The sequence below is a fragment of the Microbacterium sp. K2 genome (assembly GCF_051365005.1).
Classification (GTDB): Bacteria; Actinomycetota; Actinomycetes; order Actinomycetales; family Microbacteriaceae; genus Microbacterium; species Microbacterium foliorum_B.
Window position 1 is genome coordinate 1,971,569 of sequence record NZ_JBLWII010000001.1, and the last position, 20,313, is coordinate 1,991,881.

At 68.4% G+C, this 20,313-nt stretch carries 18 protein-coding genes; 5 read left to right on the forward strand and 13 right to left on the reverse strand.

The genetic code is table 11. From position 1 onward, the window contains the following. Nucleotides 1–69: 69 nt before the first annotated feature. Genes kdpC through ACLKOY_RS09570 form a run of 3 tightly spaced genes read left to right on the forward strand, consistent with a single transcriptional unit; the run spans nt 70 to nt 3,874 of the window. Nucleotides 70–669, forward strand: coding sequence for a potassium-transporting ATPase subunit KdpC (gene kdpC / locus ACLKOY_RS09560; protein ID WP_436453415.1), 600 nt, complete (start codon nt 70–72; stop codon nt 667–669). Next, a complete protein-coding gene (locus ACLKOY_RS09565; protein ID WP_436453416.1) occupies nt 669–3,206 on the forward strand; it encodes an ATP-binding protein in 2,538 nt (845 codons plus the stop codon). Before kdpC ends, ACLKOY_RS09565 begins: the two co-directional genes overlap by 1 nt. Then, a complete protein-coding gene (locus ACLKOY_RS09570; protein WP_436453417.1) occupies nt 3,203–3,874 on the forward strand; it encodes a response regulator in 672 nt (223 codons plus the stop codon). The genes ACLKOY_RS09565 and ACLKOY_RS09570 overlap by 4 nt, the downstream gene beginning before the upstream one ends. Before the next feature lie 6 nt (nt 3,875–3,880). On the opposite strand, the gene ACLKOY_RS09575 is transcribed toward ACLKOY_RS09570, so the two are convergent. The 3 genes from ACLKOY_RS09575 to ACLKOY_RS09585 form a co-directional block, all read right to left on the reverse strand. Then, nucleotides 3,881–4,153 carry a DUF1905 domain-containing protein gene (locus ACLKOY_RS09575; protein WP_436453418.1) on the reverse strand — a complete coding sequence of 91 codons (273 nt, stop codon included), beginning with the start codon at nt 4,151–4,153 and terminating at the stop codon, nt 3,881–3,883. A gap of 31 nt (nt 4,154–4,184) precedes the next feature. Next, the gene (locus ACLKOY_RS09580; RefSeq protein WP_436453419.1) at nt 4,185–4,979 is read right to left on the reverse strand and encodes a tryptophan-rich sensory protein; all 795 of its coding nucleotides are present in this window, start codon (nt 4,977–4,979) and stop codon (nt 4,185–4,187) included. A gap of 100 nt (nt 4,980–5,079) precedes the next feature. Next, entirely contained in the window at nt 5,080–5,643 is a 564-nt protein-coding gene (locus tag ACLKOY_RS09585; RefSeq protein WP_042538167.1) for a TetR/AcrR family transcriptional regulator, read from the reverse strand. A gap of 96 nt (nt 5,644–5,739) precedes the next feature. Between ACLKOY_RS09585 and ACLKOY_RS09590 the strand changes: the two genes are divergently transcribed. After that, nucleotides 5,740–6,582 carry an alpha/beta fold hydrolase gene (locus ACLKOY_RS09590; protein ID WP_436453420.1) on the forward strand — a complete coding sequence of 281 codons (843 nt, stop codon included), beginning with the start codon at nt 5,740–5,742 and terminating at the stop codon, nt 6,580–6,582. Between the two features lie 61 nt (nt 6,583–6,643). On the opposite strand, the gene ACLKOY_RS09595 is transcribed toward ACLKOY_RS09590, so the two are convergent. From ACLKOY_RS09595 to ACLKOY_RS09615, 5 genes are all read right to left on the reverse strand, one after another. Continuing rightward, entirely contained in the window at nt 6,644–9,403 is a 2,760-nt protein-coding gene (locus tag ACLKOY_RS09595; RefSeq protein WP_436453421.1) for a glycosyl hydrolase 53 family protein, read from the reverse strand. Between the two features lie 32 nt (nt 9,404–9,435). Then, nucleotides 9,436–10,347 (reverse strand): sugar ABC transporter permease, encoded by a 912-nt coding sequence (locus tag ACLKOY_RS09600; protein WP_436453422.1) that lies wholly within the window; start codon nt 10,345–10,347, stop codon nt 9,436–9,438. Further along, a complete protein-coding gene (locus tag ACLKOY_RS09605; RefSeq protein WP_436453423.1) occupies nt 10,347–11,969 on the reverse strand; it encodes an ABC transporter permease subunit in 1,623 nt (540 codons plus the stop codon). Before ACLKOY_RS09605 ends, ACLKOY_RS09600 begins: the two co-directional genes overlap by 1 nt. A gap of 125 nt (nt 11,970–12,094) precedes the next feature. Beyond that, nucleotides 12,095–13,321 (reverse strand): sugar ABC transporter substrate-binding protein, encoded by a 1,227-nt coding sequence (locus tag ACLKOY_RS09610; protein WP_436453424.1) that lies wholly within the window; start codon nt 13,319–13,321, stop codon nt 12,095–12,097. Between the two features lie 105 nt (nt 13,322–13,426). Further along, a complete protein-coding gene (locus tag ACLKOY_RS09615; protein ID WP_436453425.1) occupies nt 13,427–15,433 on the reverse strand; it encodes a beta-galactosidase in 2,007 nt (668 codons plus the stop codon). A gap of 215 nt (nt 15,434–15,648) precedes the next feature. Between ACLKOY_RS09615 and ACLKOY_RS09620 the strand changes: the two genes are divergently transcribed. Then, complete coding sequence (locus ACLKOY_RS09620; protein ID WP_140035881.1) at nt 15,649–16,656, forward strand: LacI family DNA-binding transcriptional regulator; 1,008 nt, start codon at nt 15,649–15,651, stop codon at nt 16,654–16,656. Nucleotides 16,657–16,677: 21 nt separating this feature from the next. Here the strand turns inward: ACLKOY_RS09620 and ACLKOY_RS09625 are convergent, their stop codons facing one another. The 5 genes from ACLKOY_RS09625 to ACLKOY_RS09645 all read right to left on the reverse strand — a co-directional run bounded on the left by ACLKOY_RS09625 (nt 16,678) and on the right by ACLKOY_RS09645 (nt 20,292). Continuing rightward, a complete protein-coding gene (locus ACLKOY_RS09625) occupies nt 16,678–17,331 on the reverse strand; it encodes a hypothetical protein (RefSeq protein WP_436453426.1) in 654 nt (217 codons plus the stop codon). Between the two features lie 179 nt (nt 17,332–17,510). Next, a complete protein-coding gene (locus tag ACLKOY_RS09630) occupies nt 17,511–17,969 on the reverse strand; it encodes an NUDIX hydrolase (RefSeq protein WP_436453427.1) in 459 nt (152 codons plus the stop codon). Between the two features lie 44 nt (nt 17,970–18,013). Further along, nucleotides 18,014–18,880, reverse strand: a complete 867-nt coding sequence (locus ACLKOY_RS09635) for an alpha/beta fold hydrolase (protein ID WP_436453428.1) — start codon at nt 18,878–18,880, stop codon at nt 18,014–18,016. A gap of 115 nt (nt 18,881–18,995) precedes the next feature. Continuing rightward, nucleotides 18,996–19,712, reverse strand: coding sequence for a hypothetical protein (locus ACLKOY_RS09640; RefSeq protein WP_436453429.1), 717 nt, complete (start codon nt 19,710–19,712; stop codon nt 18,996–18,998). Between the two features lie 97 nt (nt 19,713–19,809). Then, on the reverse strand, nt 19,810–20,292 hold the full coding sequence (locus ACLKOY_RS09645; RefSeq protein WP_436453430.1) for an HIT family protein: 483 nt from the start codon (nt 20,290–20,292) through the stop codon (nt 19,810–19,812). Between the last annotated feature and the right edge of the window lie 21 nt (nt 20,293–20,313).

Below are 20,313 nucleotides of genomic sequence, written 5' to 3' on the forward strand. Positions count from 1 at the left end.
GTCCTCCGACTGGCGTGTCGGCCCCCGCAGTGGTCACACATACAACCCTCCGACTTTGAAAGGCATCTCATGTCCTCCACCCGCACCATGGCCCGCACCGCCGGCGTGGCCATCCGCGCGATGCTCGTGCTCACCCTCGTGCTCGGCGTCGGCTACACGCTGGTCGTCACCGGCATCGGGCAGCTGCTCCTTCCGTGGCAGTCGAACGGCTCGCCGCTCGCCGACGACAAGGGCAGCTCGCTGATCGGCCAGTCCTTCACGGATGCCGACGGCGAGGCCCTTCCCGAGTACTTCCAGTCGCGTCCGTCAGCCGCGGGCGACGGCTACGACGGGACCAGCTCGAGCGGCAGCAACCTCGGCCCGGAGAACCCCGACCTGGTCACGGCGATCGGCGAGCGCCAGGCGGCCATCGCCGATCGCGAGGGCGTGAGCCCGGACGCCGTGCCGGCCGACGCCGTGACGGCATCCGGCTCGGGCCTCGACCCGCACATCAGCGTCGCCTACGCCCTGCTGCAGGTGCCGCGGGTGGCCGACGAGCGCGGCCTGCCCGAGCAGCAGGTGCGCGACCTCGTGGAGTCTAGGATTCAAGGGCGGGATCTGGGATTCCTCGGCGAAGAGCGCATCAACGTCGCCGAACTCAATCTCGCGCTCGATGAGCAGGAGGGCTGATGACGGCAGAGCGGATACCGCGGCGCGGCCGACTCCGCGTGCTGCTCGGCGCAGCGCCCGGTGTCGGCAAGACCTTCGAGATGCTCGTCGAAGGTCGCCGACTGCTCGATGAGGGCCGCGATGTCGTGATCGCGATCGTCGAGACGCATGAGCGCGCGGCGACGGCGGCGCAGACCATCGGCATCCCCGAGGTGCCCCGTCGCATCGACCTGCATCGCGGCGTGCCGCTGAGCGAGATGGACCTGGAGGCGGTGCTCGCGCGTCGCCCCGAGATCGCCCTCGTCGACGAGCTCGCCCACACCAACACCCCCGGTTCGCAGAACACGAAGCGCTGGCAGGACGTCAACGCGCTGCTCGATGCGGGCATCGACGTCGTCACCACCGTGAACGTGCAGCACATCGAGTCGCTGAACGCGGTGGTCGAGAAGATCACCGGCATCGCGCAGCAGGAGACGATCCCGGATGCGGTGGTGCGCGCCGCCGACGAGATCGAGGTCGTCGACCTCGCGCCGCAGTCGCTGCGCGACCGGCTGTCGGCCGGCCTCGTGTATCCGGCCGAGCGCATCGATGCCGCGCTGTCGAACTACTTCCGTCTCGGCAACCTCACGGCGCTGCGCGAGCTCGCGTTGCTCTGGCTCGCCGACGAGGTCGACAGCGCGCTGCGCAGCTACCGCGCCGACCACGGCATCGAGGGTACCTGGCAGGCGCGTGAGCGCGTTGTCGTCGCCCTCACCGGCGGGCCCGAGGGCGAGACGCTGCTGCGTCGAGGGGCCCGAATCGCCGCCCGCTCAGCCGGTGGCGAGCTGCTCGCGGTGCACATCGCCGCTCAAGACGGCCTCCGAGACGAGACGCCCGGCGCCCTGGCCGCTCAGCGGTCGCTCGTCGAGTCGCTCGGCGGCAGCTTCCACCAGATCATCGGCGACGACATCCCCGGCACGCTCGTCGAGTTCGCGCACGGTGCCGACGCCACGCAGCTCGTCATCGGCGTCAGCCGCCGCGGACGTCTCGCGGCCGCCCTGACCGGACCCGGCATCGGATCGGAGGTCATCCGCCGCTCCGGCGACATCGACGTGCACATCGTGACGCACGCCGCCGCAGGCGGGCGCGCTGCACTCCCCCGCATCACCGGAGGCGCGCTCGGATGGCGCCGTCAGGTGCTGGGCTTCGTGATCGCGCTCATCGTCGGACCGCTGCTCTCGTGGGCGATGTTCGCGTTCCGCAGTCCCGAGTCGATCACGGTCGAGGTGCTGGCGTTCCAACTGCTCGTGGTGATCGTCGCTCTGGTGGGAGGTCTGCGACCGGCCGTCTTCGCTGCCGTGCTGTCGGGCATCACGCTGGACTTCCTGTTCGTCTCGCCGATCTTCACCATCACGATCGCCCACCCGCTGCACGTGCTCGCCCTCGCGCTGTACGTCGTGATCGCCATTCTCGTCAGCATCATCGTCGACCAGGCCGCTCGACGAGCCCGCACCGCCCAGCGCGCCGCCGCCGAGGCCGAGCTGCTCGCCGCCGTCGCCGGCAATGTGCTCCGCGGGGACAACGCCGTGCTCGCCATGGTCAGCCGCACGCGAGAGGCATTCGGTCTCACCGGCGTGCGCTTGCTCACCGCCGACGGCGAAGTGCTGGCAAGCGACGGCGAACCCGTTCCCGACGGCCGGGCCACCTCGATTCCGGTCGGCGCAGGCGGATCGGCACCCGCCGTGCTCGAACTGCACGGCGAACCCCTCGACACCCCGGCTCGGCGGTTGCTCGACGCGATCGTCGCCCAGCTCGCCGCCGCGATCGAGCACACCGACCTGCGCGCCACTGCCCGCGAGGTCGCTGCTCTCGCCGAGACCGACCAGGTGCGCAGCGCCCTGCTCTCGGCCGTCAGCCACGACCTGCGCCGCCCGCTGGCCTCGGCCGTCGCGGCGATCGGCGGGCTCCGCGGGGCGCACGGCCTGTCGGCATCCGATCGTGAAGAGCTGCTCGCCACGGCGGATGAGAGCCTCGCCACCCTGTCGTCACTGGTCACCGATCTGCTCGATGTCAGCCGCGTGCAGGCCGGAGTGCTCGCCGTCTCGAACATGCGGCTCGACGTCGCGGGTCCCGTGCTCGCGGCCGTCGACGAACTCGCCCTCGGTCCCGACGACGTGGAGCTGGCGTTGGATGCCGACCTGCCGGCCGTGTCGGCCGATCCGGTGCTTCTGCAGCGGGTGCTCGTGAACGTCATCGCGAACGCACACCGCCACGCTCCGACCGACAATCGCGTGATCGTGTCGACGAGCACCATCGGAGACCACGCCGAGATCCGCATCATCGACCGGGGCAAGGGTGTGCCGGCCGAGAAGCACGACCGCATCTTCCAGCCGTTCCAGCGTCTCGGCGACACCGACAACACCGCCGGCCTCGGCCTCGGCCTCGCGCTGTCGCGCGGGTTCACCGAGGGCATGGGCGGTACCCTGACACCCGAGGACACGCCGGGTGGTGGACTCACCATGGTCATCTCACTGCCTCTGGCAGGAGAACCCGATCTCACGCAGGAGGAGACGGAGTGAAGCTCCTCATCGCCGACGACGACCCGCAGATGGTGCGGGCGTTGCGCATCACCCTCGCCGCCCACGGCTACGAGGTGGTCGTGGCCGCCGACGGTGCGGCTGCTGTGGCCGCCGCCGCGCAGACGCACCCCGACATCATCATGCTCGACCTCGGCATGCCGCGACTCGACGGCATCGAGGTGATCCAGGCGCTGCGCGGCTGGACCACCGTGCCGATCATCGTCGTCTCGGGTCGCACCGGGTCGGCCGACAAGGTCGAAGCACTGGATGCCGGAGCCGACGACTTCGTCACCAAACCGTTCCAGGTCGACGAGCTGCTCGCGCGACTGCGAGCGCTGTCGCGTCGGTCGGTGCCCGCCGGAGGCGAATCGACCGTCGGGTTCGGTGACGTCGTGGTCGACCTCGCGACGAAGACCGTCACCCGCGCCGGTGCGCGCGTGCATCTCACTCCCACCGAGTGGCGCATGCTCGAGCACCTCGCCCGGCATCCCGGCGCCCTGGTCACCCGGCAGGATCTGCTCAAGGAGATCTGGGGCAGCGAGCAGGTCTCCGACTCGGGCTACCTGCGCCTGTACATGTCGCAGCTGCGCAAGAAGCTCGAGGCCGAGCCCAGCACTCCGGTGCACCTGCTCACCGAGTCGGGAATGGGCTACCGGCTCGTCCTCTGAGCTGGCCTACCGGCGGGTGATGGTGACCTCGACGGTGTCACCGATGTCCTTGCCCAGTGACTTCCGCGCCTTCGCATTCAGCGACACCATGTGTCCACCCGTACCGGTCACCATCGCGCCGACGTTCTCGAGCTTCACATCGTCTACCAGGGCGTCGACCCTGACGGTCTTCCCGGTGCCGAAGAACTCCGCGGAACCGGGTATCTCGACACAGCTCCACGTCTCGCCCTTGACCTCGACACCGATCGTCGTGTGAAAGCTCAGCTGATCCGCACTCATGAGAACAGGCTATTCGCGACCGAGCGCAGGGTCAGAGGGCGATGTCGGCACGAGGGCGGCGCAGCACTCCCCAGACACCCGCCGCGACGAGGGCGACCGCGACGATGATCGCGGCGATCGCGGTGACGGTGCTCTCGGGTTCGCCGGTCAGACGACCGACGGCCAGCCAGCCGAGACCCCACGCGGTCGCGAGGGCAGGGGCGATGCGCCGAGTGACGAGGGCGCTGGCCACGCCGATCACGAGCACGACGGCGAGCACGGCGACGGCCCAGATCTCGGCCTGGTCTGCCCACGCTGCCGGGGCGATCTGCGTGAACCACGCTGTCGTGTTGGCCACGGTCGCGATCGTGACCCAGCCGAAGTGCAGGCCGTTCGCACCGTCGACCACGATGCGCTCGGTCCAGGTGCGGGCGCGGCTGCGGCCGAGGATCACGATGACCCGGGCGAGGGTGGCGAGCAACAGCGCGATCACGAGCACCGTCAGCGGAAGCGACAGGAACTGCGCCGTCACGAGCCAGAGCCCGTTCAGGATCATCGACGCGGCGATCCATCCGCCGACCGCGCGCTGGCGCTCATCCGCCCGCTGCGCCGGAAGCGCCTGCCACACCGTGTAGGCGATGAGCCCGAGGTAGATCAGCGACCAGATCGAGAAGGCGGGGCCGGCCGGGGCGAGATACGACCCCTGGGCCGAGAGCGCGCCATCCTGCAGCTCGCTCACCGAGGTGCCTCCGAACGCGCCGGATCCGACGGCCGCGGCTATCAGCATGAAGGTCGCCGAAGCGATGATGATCGTCTGGCGACCGATGTCCTGCATCCGGGATTCCATGCTCGCACCATACGCGCGCGACCGCGGGAACGCACCAGCCTTGACACCGGCACCCGAAAACGCTAGCCAGGCTAGCTAAATCTCCGGCGAAGATCGGCTCTCAGGCTGCGACCGCCGCGTCGATCAGCACCTCGGCCGCATTGCGCGCCTGCACGGCGACCTGCGGATCCGCGGCGATGGCCGCGGTGCTCTGCGCACCCTCGGCGAGGATCGACAGCTGCGCAGCGAGGGATGCGGGCGCCCCCGCCGCGACGACGAGCCCCGCCATGTACGCCTGGAACGAGGCCTTGTGGTCGCGCACGATCTTCGCCACCTCGGGGTTGGTGCCGCCGAGTTCGCCGAACGCGTTGATGAAGGCGCAGCCGCGGAAGTCGTCGGTGCAGAACCAGTCCTCGAGATACCCGTAGACGGCGAGCAGTCGGTCTCGCGGGTCGGCCCCGGCATCCGCCACCGCCCCCGTCAGCCCCGACTCCCACTCGCCGTGCTTGCGGGCGAGAACCGCCGTGACGATGTCGGTCTTCGACGGGAACAGCGCGTACAGGCGCCGCAGCGACACGCCGGCCGCGGCCCTCAGCTCGTCCATGCCGACAGCCGCGTATCCCTTGCGGTAGTAGAGCTCGTCCGCCGCCGCAAGGATCTGTTCACGCACCGTTTGCTCCGTCATATTCTCAGTGTACTTGACATGAGAACGAGCGTTCTCTACAGTGGACAACATCAGCCGAGAACGACCGTTCTCACCAGACCGAAAAGGATCAGGATCATGGGTTACATCACCGTCGGAAACGAGAACAGCACCCCGATCGAGCTCTACTACGAAGACCAGGGATCGGGCCAGCCCGTCGTCCTGATCCACGGGTACCCGCTGAACGGACACAGCTGGGAGCGCCAGACCCGCGAGCTGCTCGCGCAGGGCTATCGCGTCATCACCTACGACCGCCGCGGATTCGGCCAGTCGTCGAAGGTCGGCAGCGGCTACGACTACGACACGTTCGCCGCCGACCTCAACACGGTGCTCGAGACCCTCGACCTGCGCGACGTCGTGCTCGTCGGCTTCTCGATGGGCACCGGTGAGCTCGCCCGCTACGTCGCGAAGTACGGCCACGACCGGGTCGCCAAGCTCGCGTTCCTCGCGTCGCTCGAGCCCTTCCTCGTGCAGCGCGACGACAACCCCGAGGGCGTGCCGCAGGATGTCTTCGACGGCATCGAGGCCGCAGCCAAGGGCGACCGCTACGCCTGGTTCACCGACTTCTACAACAACTTCTACAACCTCGACGAGAACCTCGGCAGCCGCATCAGCCAGCAGGTCGTCGACGCCAACTGGAACCTCTCGGTCACCAGCGCCCCGGTCGCGGCCTACGCCGTGGTCTCGTCGTGGATCGAGGACTTCCGCGGCGATGTCGACGCCGTGCGTGACGCCGGCAAGCCCACGCTGATCCTGCACGGCACGAAGGACAACATCCTGCCGATCGATGCCACCGCCCGCCGTTTCCACCAGGCCGTGCCCGCCGCGACCTACGTCGAGGTCGAGGGCGCCCCGCACGGTCTGCTCTGGACCCACGCCGACGAGGTCAACGCCGCGCTGAAGGACTTCCTCAGCAAGTAGTCCGCGAACCGCCCGAGAGCCCGGCATCCGCCTCAGGATGCCGGGCTCTCGGTGTGTGCCGTCAGCGCTTGACGGTGACCGTGAGCGTCTTGCTCTGAGTGCTGCCGGCGGCGTTCACGAACTCGACGCGGTAGGTGTGCTTTCCCACCGCACGGTCGGCGACCGGCACCGCCACCCGCTGCGCGGCAGGACTGCTCGCGACCATGTCGCCCTCGGAGATCAGCGCGCCGTCTTCGTACAGGCGGTACGAGGTCGCGTTCGTCCCCCACCACATGTCGGCGGTGAGCGTGTACGAGCCGTCGCCATCCCAATTGTCGGCCGAGAGCACGGGAGCACCCGGGGCGGCATCCTTCACCTTCACCGTCACGGGCTTCACCGCCGTCACGCCTCGCGAGTTGACCAGTTCGCCGGTGTAGACGTAGCTGCCGTTGGCCTTGCCGGTCACGGCGACCTGCGCGGTCTGCGCCGTTGTCCCGCCGAAGGTGAGCGGCACCGTCTCGATCAGCACGCCGTTCTCGAACACCCGCAACTTGGTGGCGTTCTGTCCCCACCACAGATTCATGGTGAGTGTGAAGTCGCCGTCGAGCAGGCCGGTGTCGTGGCCGTTGTCGTGCGACAGCACTCCCCGAGCCGGCGCGGCCGTCGCCGAGTCCTTCAGCACGAGCGCGTCGACCGCGGCATCCAGAGCCGCCACGGCTCCCGCCACGGCATCCGCACTCGGGCTGGTCGCCACGAGCACGATGTCGGCTCGCGCGATCGCACCGGGCACCGCATCCGTCGACGCCTCGACATACGCCGCCAGGTCGAGAGCCGCGGCCGCATCGCGCCGCTCGCGCAGCTGTGAGGTGTCGGCACCGGGCACCGGTTCACGCACGAGTTCGAGATCGTCGATCGTTCCCCACGCCCCCGCCGGAAGAGCCGCGGAGACTCGCACGACAGCCGTGCCCTCAGCCCCCACCTGCAGCGCCTCGGTCATCGGCGTCGACCACACTCGCCAGCCCTCGAACCCGAAGGCCGCAGCAGCACCGGCGGTCGACGGGGACGACAGCGACAGCGACGCCCGTCCGTCGGCGCCCTCCCCGTCGCCCTGCAGCGACGCTCGCGCGACGTACGACCCGGCGGGCAGCCCGGTCACCGTCTGCGACAGCTCGAACGAGTAGCCGGATGCCGAATAGAAGTGCGCCGAGTGGGTTCCGCTGCGCGGGTCGTCCCACGCACGCAGCGTGAGCCCGGATCCGTTCACGCCCCACATGCTCGTGTCCGCATCCTCGAAGCCGGGGTTGCGCAGATAGTTGCGCGCCGAGATCGTGACCGTGGCAGAGGCAGCGAGGCCCGCGTCCGTCACGCCCGAGATCGCGTACTCGCCGATGCCTTCGATGTACTGCGCCGCGTCAGACCAGGTGACCGCCTGCTGCTCCGATGACCCGTCGTTATAGAGCACGGACACCTCGCCCGGCAGCTCGACGGCATCACCCTCGACCAGCTCCAGCGCCACGGGCTGCACCGACTCGACCGCCCGCGGAGCCTGGGCCCCGGTGCGCACGTACGAGAAGATGTTCAGCGCATCGGATGCCGTGCCGTCGAAGCCGAACAGCGCCTGGTTGTCCCACGCCGATCCCCCGAACCACTGGCCCGCATCATGGGGCTCGTACTCGCCCGCGAAGCTCGACGCCCACCCCGAGCCGTCGCGCTCCCAGAGCACCTTGTTCTGCTCGAGCTGCGACGGCGGCCCCACCGGAAGCCACGCGGGCTCCCAGTAGTAGACACCGATGGCGGCCTCGCCGACGTCGGCGACCGCCTGCACGACCGCGCGCACCGCATCGGCCTGACCCTGCACGCTCACGGGGTACTGCGTCGCCTCGGCGGGCAGGTCGATCACGTTGCCGTGGCCGTCTCCGTCGTCGAGCGTGAACGCCCACGAGGTCTCGGCGACCATGACCTTCTTGCCGTAGGTCTCGGCGACGTGCGAGAGCACCGACGTGAGGTTCTCGGGTGTGCCGTGCCAGAACGGGTAGTACGACGACGCGAACACGTCGTAATCGACGTCGCGGCTGTCGAGCTGCGCGGCGACGTCGGCATAGAAGCCGGCGCGCTCGGGGTTGGTGAAGTGCACGGCGACGAGAGTGTCGGGCGCTTCGGCGCGCACGGCGGCCGAGCCTGCCGAGAACACCTTCGCCATGTCGTCCCAGCCGCGCACTCCCGCGACGCCGCCGTTGGTCTCGTTGCCCACCTGCACCATGCGCAGGTCGACTCCGGCATCCACCAGTCGTCGCACAGCATCGCGGGTGAATGTGCCCACCTCGGCGGCGACCTGATCGGCCGTCAGGCCCTCCCAGGCCTTGGGCACCTGCTGCTTGGCGGGGTCGGCCCAGAAGTCGGAGTAGTGGAAGTCGACGAGCACGCCGAGTCCGGCATCCGTCGCCCGCTGCGAGATCTCGATCGCCCGATCCACGTCGACGTCGCCGCCGCCGTAGCCGTTGCCGTTCGCGTCGAACGGGTCGTTCCACACGCGCACCCGCACGTCGGTGACACCGGCGTCGGCGAGGATCTCGAACAGATCACCCGGCGTGCCCTCGGAGTCACGGAAGACGACACCCGACTCCTCGAGCGACAGCACCGACGACACGTCGACGCCGCCGATGAAGTCGTCGGGCAGGTTCTCGACCCGGGGGACGGTGATGCTGGCTTCCACCGGCTCAGCGACGGCGACAGCAGCCGGTACGGACGGTGCGGCCGACGCCGGCAGTGCGACGCCGATCAGGGCGACGGCGGTGACCGTGGCCAGGGCGGTGGAGAGAAGGGAACGCGTGCGACGGTGCATGACGGCCTTTCGAGCAGTGCGGGAAGAGAGGATCAGCCCTTGACGGATCCCTGGGTGAGCCCGCCGACGATGTACTTCTGCAGCGAGAAGAACAGCGCGAGCACGGGCACGGCGGCGACGACGACACCGGCGGCGAACAGCCCCCAGCGCGAGGTCAGCTGGTTCGAGACCCACTGATACATGCCGACGGCGAGGGTCCAGTTGTCTTCGGACGTGAGGATGATCTTCGACAGGATGAAGTCGCCGAAGGCCGCGAGGAACGCGAGCAGCGCGACGACCGCGAGAATCGGCACGACCAGCGGCATGATGAGCCGCCAGAAGATCTGCGCATGGCTGGCGCCGTCGATCTTCGCCGACTCGTCGATCTCGACGGGGATCGTGTTGAAGAACCCGTACATCAAGAAGGTGTTCGCACCGAGTGCGCCGCCGAGGTAGACGCAGATCAGGGCGATCTTCGAGTTGATGCCAAGTGCCGGAACCACGTCGCCGATGGTCTGCAGCATCAGGAAGATCGCGATGAAGGCGAGCGCCTGCGGGAACATCTGCAGCACGAGCAGCGTGGTGAGGCTCGCGCGTCGCCCGCTGAAGCGGAAGCGAGAGAACGCGTAGGCGCCGCAGGCTCCCATGAGCACCGAGCCGACCGCGGTCACGCCGCCGATCAGCAGGGTGTTGCCGAACCACACCCAGTAGCGGGATTCGCCGAGGGCGATGTAGTTCGCGGGGTCGAACGCACTGAACAGGGCGCTGGATGCCGCGAGGCTGCCGTTCGGGTTGAGCGACGTCGACAGCACGTAGACCAGCGGGAACGCGGCGAAGAACAGCACGCCCGCGGCCAGGATGTACTTCCAGCCGACCTCGCTCCACCAGCGGCGGCGACGTGCGCCTGCGCGCGCGGCATCCGCCTCTTTCGATGAACCGGTCACGATGACTCTGGTCTCGCTCATCACTGGTACTCCTCGAGCTTGCGGGTCTGTCGGAAGCTCAGCGCTGAGATGAGACCGACCACGATGAAGGCGATGATCGACAGCGCACTCGCGAGGCCGTAGTCGGCCGCACCACCCGAGACGCCCGAGACGTCGTAGATGGCCGAGACGAGGATGTCGGTCGAGCCCAGTGCGTACGGAGCGCCGGCGATGGCCGGCCCGCCGTTGTTGAAGGTGTAGATCACGGTGAAGTTGTTGAACGCCACCGCGAACGAGGCGATCAGCAGGGGTGCGGTCGAGACGAGCAGCAGCGGCAGCACGATCGCCCGGAAGCGCTGCAGCTTGTTGGCACCGTCGATCTCGGCCGCCTCGAGGGTCTCGCCCGGCAGCGACTGCAGCGCGCCCGTGCACACGAGGAACCAGTACGGGTAGCTCAGCCACACGTTCACGAAGATCACCGCGGCTCGGGTCAGCCACGGGTCGCCGAGCCAGTTGATCTGCGAGCCGAAGAAGAACAGGTCGTTGATCACGCCGAACTCGGCGTTGAACATGCCGCGGAACAGCAGCGCGGCCATGAACGCGGGGAACGCGTAGGGAAGGATGAACAGCGCTCGCAGGAACCTGCGGCCCTTGACGCGCGGGTCGTTGTAGACGATCGCGAGGCCGAGGCCGACGGCGAAGCTCAGCACGACCGACAGGATCGCGAAGGCGAAGGTCCACACCGTGACGCTCAGCAGGGTGCCGGCCAGGTTCGCGTCGGTGAAGAGCTTCACGAAGTTCGCGAAGCCGACGTTCACCGACCAGCCCGTCGGCAGCGCCGTGCCGTCCTCGGCCACGAACGCACCGAGATCCGTGGCCGTGTAGACCGTGCCCGACTGCGTGTCGGTGATCGTCTGCGCCTCGGCATCCCACACCAGCGTCGGTTCGTAGACCGAGCCGGTCGACCCCTCGCGGGTGCGGATCGACCCGTCGTTCGGGTCGTCCGAGACCGGGACGCGAAGGTCCTTGATGCTCGCGCCGAGCGTCGGATCGGTCAGCACGGTCGCCCGCGGGACGACCTCCCAGCCGGGCACCTCGCTCGGGGCGCCGGTGGTGCCGATCTCGGCATCGGATGCGGTGGTCAGCGGCTCGGTCGCGGATCCGACCTGCACGTCACCGTCGTCGTCGACGATCGCGAAACCGAGCTCGCCGCCGCGCTGCACGATCGAGAGCGGGTAGTCCGACGAGCCGTCGATGCGACGCTCGCCCTGGATCAGCGCGGCCTCGACAGCCTGCTCCTGCGTGCCGACGTGACCGGTGCCGTAGTTCGTGAAGGCGATGTACGCCGTGTAGCCGAAGATGAAGACCTGGAAGACGAGCAGGAAGATCAGCCCGGGCAGCAGATACTTCAGCGGCAGCGCCTTGCGGGTGAAGTACACCCAGTCGGCGATGATCACCAGCAGCACGACGACGCCGAGGACGATCCACGACTCGGCGCTCCAGGCCGAGATCGCGGTCATGATGCCGAAGGCGTTGACCAACGCCATCAGCGCGAGCTTGATGAGGAAGCCCCAGCCGAGGCCGCGGAAGCGGCGGGCGTGGGATTCGCGCGAGGGCTTCACCACGGGGGTGGGGGCCTCGGCCGGAGGTGCCTGGATCGTCATGTCATCAGTCCTGTCGATGCATCGGTCGTTGAGCGAGCGAAGCGAGACGAAACGCGCCCGCGTGCCATGACGCGTTTCGTCTCGGTCGCTTCGCGTCTTCGCTCAACGACCGGCATTCGGTCGGGTCAACCGGCGAGAGTCGTCTCGAGGTCGGCGACCATGGTGTTCCACGTCGACACGGGGTCGGCGCCGTTGATGATCTGCGCCTGCGCGGCGTTCCACAGATCCCAGACCGAGCCCATCTCGGGGATCGACGGCATCGGCACGCCGGACTGGGCGGATGCCACGAAGCCGGCGGTGATCGGGTCTGACGAGACCTCCTCGGCGAGCGTCGACCACGCGGGGATGCGGGGGTCGGCCTCGTAGAGCGCACGCTGCGCGTCTTCGGTGCCGAGGTAGTTCGTGAGGAACTCCTGGGCGAGGAGCGCGTTCTTGCTCTTGCTCGAGAGGTAGAAGCCCTGCACGCCGACGAACGGTGCGGCGGCCTCGCCACCCGCAGAGGGGATCGGGTTCACGGCGACGTTGACACCATCGAAGGCGCTGATGGCCCACGGGCCCTGGATCGTGTACGGGGCCTTGCCCGACGCGAACAGCTCGTTGTTGATGTCGTAGTCGATCGTGGTCGAGATGTATCCGGTGCCGCTCGAGCCGTTGGCGCCGAGCCAGGTGGCGAACGCCTCGCCGGGCGCTCCGCCCATGCCGACCTCGCTGGTGTACGAGCCGGTGTCGTCCTGCACGAAGACGGGGGCACCGAACGACGTCTGCAGTCCGTACATCGTGTAGCCGTCGCCGGTCTCGCCACCGGTGTTGATGACGAACGGACGCTCGGTGCCTGCCGCGACACCCTTGGCGATCATGTCGTCCCAGGTGGCCGGGGCCTCGGCGCCGACGAGGTCGACGTTCTGCACGAGGGCGATGGTCTCGAGCGAGTACGGCATCGCGTAGAGCTGGCCGTCGTAGGTCATGGCGTCGAGGGCGACCTGCTCGAACTCCGACGCCTTGTCGCCGAGGTCGATCGTGTCGACGACACCGGCCGCGACCAGCGCGCCCAGCCAGTCGTGGGCGCCGACGGTGATGTCGGGTCCCTCACCGGTCGGGACTTGCGCGATGAAGTCGTTGCGGAGGTCTTCGAAGTTCTTCTGCACGAGGGTGACCGTGGCTCCGGTCTCCTCTTCGAATGCCTCGGCGGCCGCGGTGATCGCGGCTTCGCGCTCCGCGTCCGTCCAGATGACGAGTTCAGCGCCGTCGCCGGATGCGGCGTCGTCGCCGCCTTCGGGTGCGCCGGCGGAGCAGCCCGCGAGGACCACGGCCGCGGCCAGAGCGAGTGCGCCGACTCCGATGTGCTTGCGCATGCGTTTTCCTATCTGTCGTGGCCGACGATGCGCTGCGCGTCATCGCGACCGGGGTGGGTGTTGCTGTGTGATTCGAGGTGGTGCAGGGTCGTGCGGATCGTGCTGTCAGTGGGAGGTGCGGATGACGGCGACGCCGCCCGCCGCGATGGTCAGAGCGCCCGAGATCGCGGCGCCGGTGAGGAGCTCGACGCCCGCGGCTTCGAGCTCGACGTCGTCATCACGGTGGTTCACGGCGATGCGGTAGACCGCGTCGGCGCCGTGCCGGGTGATGACCTCGAGACCTTCGGCGACACCCGACGGGGTGACGTCGGCATCGGCGTAGACCTCGTGCAGGAGTGCGCGCATTCCGGCGGCATCCAGTCGGGTGCCGACGTACCAGCCGGTGCCGGCGCCGTGGCGGTGGCGCGTGATCGCGGGCTCGCCCTCGCCGGGGCCGCCCGAGAAGTTCGCGACGACCTCGGCTCCTTCGAGCGCGATGTCCTCCTGCCAGACGTCGGCGACGATGCCCTCGTGGTCGACCCAGTCGAGTCCGTGGCTCTCGCCCTCGCGCAGCGGCAGGAACTCCTCGACCGTGAGACCGAGGGCCTCGCGCAGCGGGGCGACGAAGCCACCTGCGTGCACGGCGTCGTTCTCGTCGACGATGGCCGAGAAGAACGACACGAGCAGCGTGCCGCCGTCTTCGACGTACGAGGTGAGGTTCGCGGCATCCGCGGTGCTCAGCAGGTACTGCGCCGGCGCGACGACCAGGCGGTAGCCCGAGAGGTCCTGCCCGGGCAGAGCGAAGTCGACCGTGATGCCGTCGCGCCACAGCTGCTCGTAGAAGCGGCGCACCTGCGCGGCGTGCGTGACATCTTCGGAGGGGCGCCACTCGAGGTCCTGCGCCCAGAACGACTCGAAGTCCCAGAGGATCGCGACGTCGGCCTTGACCGTGCTGCCCTGCACTTCGTCGAGGCGGCCGAGCGCGGCACCCAGATCGACGACCTCGCGGAAGACCCGCGACTCGGTGCCGGCGTGCGGCAGCATCGCGGAGTGGAACTTCTCGGCACCCGAGCGGCCTGCGCGCCACTGGAAGAACAGGATTCCGTCGGCCCCGCGGCCGAGGTGCGTGAAGGAGTTGCGCTTCATCTCACCGCGACGCTTGGCGATGTTGCGAGGCTGCCAGTTGACGGCCGACGTCGAGTGCTCCATGAGGATCCACGGCTTGCCGCCGCCGACCGAGCGGCTGAGGTCGGCGGCGATCGCGAGACCGATGTGCGCGTCTTCGTCGGCGGCCCACAGGTAGTGGTCGTCAGAGACGATGTCGACCTCGCGGCCCCACGCCCAGAGGTCGGTGGTCCAGCTCTGGTTGGCCATGAAGTTCGTGGTGACAGGCTGCGTGGCGTGCGCGCGGATCGCGTCGCGCTCGGCGATGAAGCACGCGCGCAGCTGGTGATCCGTGAAGCGCGCGAAGTCGAGGCGCTGGGCCGGGTTCACGACGCTGGGGGCGATGGCCGGGGCACCGACGTGCTCCCATGCCGAGTAGTGCTGACCCCAGAAGGCGGTGCCCCACGCGCTGTTCAACGCGTCGAGCGAGCCGTATTTCTCCTGGAGCCAGAGCCTGAAGGCGGCGACCGCGTTGGGCGAGTAGTCCTCGCCGACGGGAACGCCGTACTCGTTGTGCACGTGCCACAGCACGACGGCCGGATGCTGCGCATAGCGCGCCGCGAGAGCATCCGCGATCCGCACGATCGCCTCGCGGTAGGCCGGCGACGAGTGCGAGGCCATGCCGCGCGAGCCGAAGCCCATCGTGCGACCCTCGCGGTCGATCACGTGCGCATCGGGGTGGTTCGCGAAGAACCACGCCGGCGGGGATGCCGTCGGAGTGCCCAGGTCGACCTTGATGTCGTTCGCGTGCAGCAGGTCGAGCAGCTCGTCGAGCCATGCGAAGTCGAACTCGCCCTCGGCGACCTCGATGAGCGCCCACGAGAAGATGCCGACGCTGACCAGGTTGACCCCGGCCTCACGCATCAGGATGACGTCTTCGCGCCACGTCTCGGGCGACCACTGCTCGGGGTTGTAGTCGCCGCCATAGGCGATTCCGCGCAGCTCGGGCCAGGCGTGGGGCGAGGTCATCGGCACTCCATCGGGTCGGTGTGGTTCGTGGTGCGGTCCCGGCGTGCTGTCGCTCAATCGACTGGGACCGGTCTCAGCCTGACTCATGAGACTGACTGGGACCGGTCTCAGTTCTACCCCAGGTCGGCCGTCGATCACAACCGCCGTTACCGAACTGAGACCGGTCCCAGTCTGGACTACCGCTGGACGGGATGCTGTGGGTAGAGTCACAGGCGATGAGTGATGTCAGCGCGAAGCGCAAGCCGACGATCCGCCAGATCGCGGCGCAGGCGGGGGTGTCCCGCAGCACGGTCTCGCGTGTGATCAACGGCGGGCACTGGGTGTCCCCCGATGCCAGGCAGGCCGTCGAAGAGGCGATCCTCGCGACCGGGTACACCGCCAACCATCACGCCCGCAGTCTCGCCACCGGCCGCGCGGGTTCACTCGCCTTTCTTCTCACCGAGCCGCAGCAACTGCTGTTCGATGACCCGACCTTCGCTCTGCTGCTGCGCGGTGCGGCCGAGGCCCTCGCACAGCGGGCGATGACGCTGGTGCTGCTCGTCGCCGGAACCCCCGCCGAGCGCGAGAGCGTCGCCCAGTTCCTCAGCGCGGGGCACGTCGACGGAGTCATGCTGATCTCGTCGCATGAGTCCGATCCGCTGCTCGACCAGCTGATCGAGGTCGGCATCCCCACCGTCTGCTGCGGCCTGCCCCTCGGTCACGAACGAGAGCTCTCGACGATCTCGGTCGACGAGGTCGCCTCGGCCCGCACGATGGCCGCGCACCTCGTGGCGCAGGGCCACCGCCGCATCGGCATGATCACGGGCCCCGACGACACCCCCGGTGGGCGCTACCGCCTGGTCGGCTTCCGCGAGGAGCTCGGCGAGCTGTTCGACGAGACCCTGGTCGAGGTGGGCGACTACTCGTTCGAGTCAGGTCAGGCGGCCATGACCCGGATGCTCGAGCACGACGTCGACGCGGTCTTCGCCGCATCCGACCGGATGGCCGCCGGAGCCATCGCCGCCGCCCGCCGAGCCGGACGCCGCGTTCCCGAGGACATCGCGATCGCCGGGTTCGACGACTCGGGCCTCGCCGCGACGCACGAGCCGCCGATCACGACCATGCGCCAGCCCTGGGATCAGATCAGCGCGAAGATGGTCGCCGTGCTGCTCGAGGTCATCGCCGGCGCCTCTCCCCGCTCGGTCATCCTCGACACCGAGCTCGTCGTGCGCGAGAGCGCGTAGGCGGCGATTCCAGACCCACCACTACGGTCGCTCGGCGACGATCGATGTCACGTCCTCCATCGCACGTACCCAGCTCGCAGTGCTCCGGCTTCGCAGCTCGATCAGATCGACGGTGCGTGTCAGATCGTCCAGCAGGTTTCGGGTGAAGACGGGCTCATGGTGCGCGAGACGGTTGCGGAGGTGACGGAGGACGTCGAGGTCTTGGTAGACCCGGTTGCGCAAGCTAGCCGCTGGCATGGCCGGCGCATAGGGGAAGACCGATGCGATGTGAGGCGCCCAGAGTCGAGTGTCGTTGCGTCCAGTGAAGAGCTTCTGCCAGAACACGAACTTCAGTTCTGCGATCACCTTCCCCGTGGTGGGGTTGCTGAGGCGTGTGGCTACCAGATCCCGGCGTTGGTTGTACCGCCCGGTGGCGGGCAGGCTGGCCTCGAACGTGGGATTCCATGGCCAGCTCGGTCCATACAATCGCTCAAGGACCTCTGCCGCCGCATTGCGAGTGGCGATCTCGGCGAAGTGCGCCGGAAGCATAAATGCAGCAGACACGCGCGCGTTCCAGCCGTACAGCTCGACGGCCCGCAGCACGTCGCCACCGGCGGCAGCGACGTAGGTGGCGGATCGCGGAGCGCTCAGGGTGGCACGGATCTCGACGTCGTCAGGCGGGCTGGCAGCGGGCATCCCTTGAATGTACAATGGGTTACACGAGTCGCGGGACTTGCGGGCTTACGCCTCCCCCCGCGGACATAAGAAATCGAAGGCCCCGCCAATGGCGGGGCCTTCTTCGTGCAACGCTGGCCCGCTAGTCGGTGTCGCCGCTTCCGTCGGAGTTACGGCAAGCGGTCTCGAGGAACTTTGCTTCAGCTCACCAGAGGGAACCAATGCCGCTCGCGCAGAACGGACCCCTCACCGACACCGATCCAGACCCCCTCGATGACGGGAGCGGCCTCCGATACCCAGACACCGAAGTGGGCACGGGGCGCCGGCCAGGGGTAGTCGACGTCGGGTGAGTCGACGACGTTTCGCACAGCGCCCGTGAACGTCAGCGGCGCACGGCATCCGGTCACCTTCTCGGTGAGATCGATGATCGCGGCCTCTCCGCGCGGGTCGTCGGCTCCAACGATGCGATGCGGCAGATCGAGGCGAGCGTCCTCGGGTCTCGGCACGCAGAAGACGCGATCATCCCGTCGCAGCAGCAGCCGTACCAGGCTCATCGGCCCGGGAGGAATGCTGCGGCGAATCACCTCAGCCCTGCCGTGTCGGGGAAGCCACGCGGCATCCGGTGTCACGTGGATGACGGTCTCGTCGTCTGTGCTCACCCCCGCGAGCGTAGCTGCAGAAGACGGCGCGTTCCGTGCGCGACCTACTTCTGGTCGAGCACCTCGCGGAGCTTGGCCGCGAAGGCCTCGGGCTGTCCGGCGTAGCCGAACTCTCCGCCCATGAAGCCGCCGTGGTGACTGGGGAAGACCGTCGCCTGCTGGCCGAGCTGCTCGGCCAGGGCGATCGCGGTGCGGCCGGTGTAGACCTTGCGAGATTCCTCGCCGACGGCGACGACGATCCGGGTGGGCGCCGCCTTCAGCGCCTCGATGTCCGGGACGTAGAGGGGAACCGCCCACGAGACTTCTGACAGCAACGGGTCGTCTCGCTTGCCGTCGTCCTCGGTCGGGATCCCGAACGCCGCGGGATCAGGAGCCGGCTGCGCGAGGTACTCGTCGGTGACTTCGCCCTCCCACGACGTCATCGCGATGAACGCCGCCATCCCTGCGCCCCACCCCTTGTCGTGATACACCTGCGTGTAGGCGATGCGGGCACGGTGGACAGCCTCGGCATCCGGCAGCACGCTGTCGATCGGCGGCTCGTGAGCGACCAGGGTCGCGACGTCATGCGGGTGTGCCGTGACCAGAGCGAGCGCACTCACGGCGCCGCCGCTGCTCGCGAGCATGTCGACGGGGCCGTCGCCGAGCGCCTCGATGATCGCGTGGACATCCTCGGCCTGGGTCGCCGGGTCGTTCGTGACGCCGCCGTCCTTGCGCGTGCTGCGGCCCAAACCACGCGGGTCGTACGTCACGACGGTGCGATCATCGAACAGCTTCACCTGAGCCTGGAATCCGCTCGCATCCATCGGCTGCCCGATCATCATCAGTGGAGGGCGACCATCTGCTGTCGGCAGAGGCCCGTGCACGTCGTAGACCAGATCGACCTCCGGTAGCTCGAGCACGTGCTGCGTCATGGACGGCCTCCTCGTCGTCGAATGATTCCACTGGGATGCTATGACGCGACATCCTCGTGCGCCACCAGGTCGCGTCCCGCCACGAGACGGTTGGACTCGCCGGACACCCGTCGAGTCACTCGTAGGTCGTGAGGGCGATGTCGAACAGATGCAGGCTGTCGCGCGGAACGACCGTCGTGCAGATGACGTGCTCATCCACGCGGAACCCGACCGCGTAGACGAACGGGTCGGTGTCGATCTGCACGGCGGGTCGATCCTGACCGTCGACCGCTACAACGGCATCCCTCGCCGCCGATGTCTTCGCCTCCCAGCCGCCGTCGTCACCCTCGCTCGGGACGTCGGGGAGTCCGAGCTCCTCACGGAATCTGTTGCGCAGTATGTGATTGGCGTGGTCGACGAGCTGCTGCGGGAGCGAATGCCGTTCGGGGTCGGGCGACGCCTGCCAACTGGACCGCACCGCCTCCCAGAGCATCGGGTACTTGAAGACCTGAGACTGCTCGATCATCCACGCAGGGCGACCCCACGGCGGTTCCTCCTCGATCGACCGCCGGATGCCGGGGTCCAACTCGATCTCGTTGCGAGGGTCGGAGTGGTCGTCGGGATGCCGCCACAGCGTGTAGCTGAACGACACCGACGACTCGGCCACTCCCATTGGCGCGCCCGTTCCCGCCCGCATGCCCGTTCCCATCTCCATGAACGAGGCGCCCGGTATCCGCGTGAGCGACGGCTGCGGTCGCAGCTGGAACACCGGGTAGGAGAATCCGCGCACGCGAGCTTCGGACTCGATGCTCGGGTCGGGGGCGTCCATCGGCACTACTCCGGCATACTCCATCCGCCCAGTCTGACCTCTGCCGCGACGGATCTCCAGGGTTCGGAGCGTGGCATCCGCGCGGGCCTGATCACGATCTCAGGTGAGCGGAGCGTCCCGATCAGTCGAACGTGACTGGCAGCCCGAGCGCTTCCCTCAACCGCAGTGCGAAGGGCTCCCGGTCCGACGGGGATACCCAGCGCGCCTCGTCTTGTCGCTGATAGAGACGATCCTCTGCGTGGCGCGGGAAGACATGGACGTGAAGGTGCCACACATCCTGATTTCCGGCGGGCTCGTTGTGCTGGCGGATCGACGTGCCCTCGCAGTCGTAAGAGGAGCGCATCCCGATCGCAACTTTCTGCGTCAGCTCCCACACCGCGCCCCCGACCTCCGGAGACAGGTCGTAGATGTTCTCCACATGCTCCCGGGGAATGACGAGGACCGCGCCCGGATTTCCCGGCCACCACTTCGGAGCGATGCGAGCGTAGGCGCGTTCTGTGACGGCGATGATGTCCGACGGTAGATTGCGTTCGTCGAAGATTCCCTGCACTAAGCGACAGAACGGACACGAGTAGCCGACCGGCTCATGCGACGTCGAAAGCACACGCGATCCTCTCACGACGGG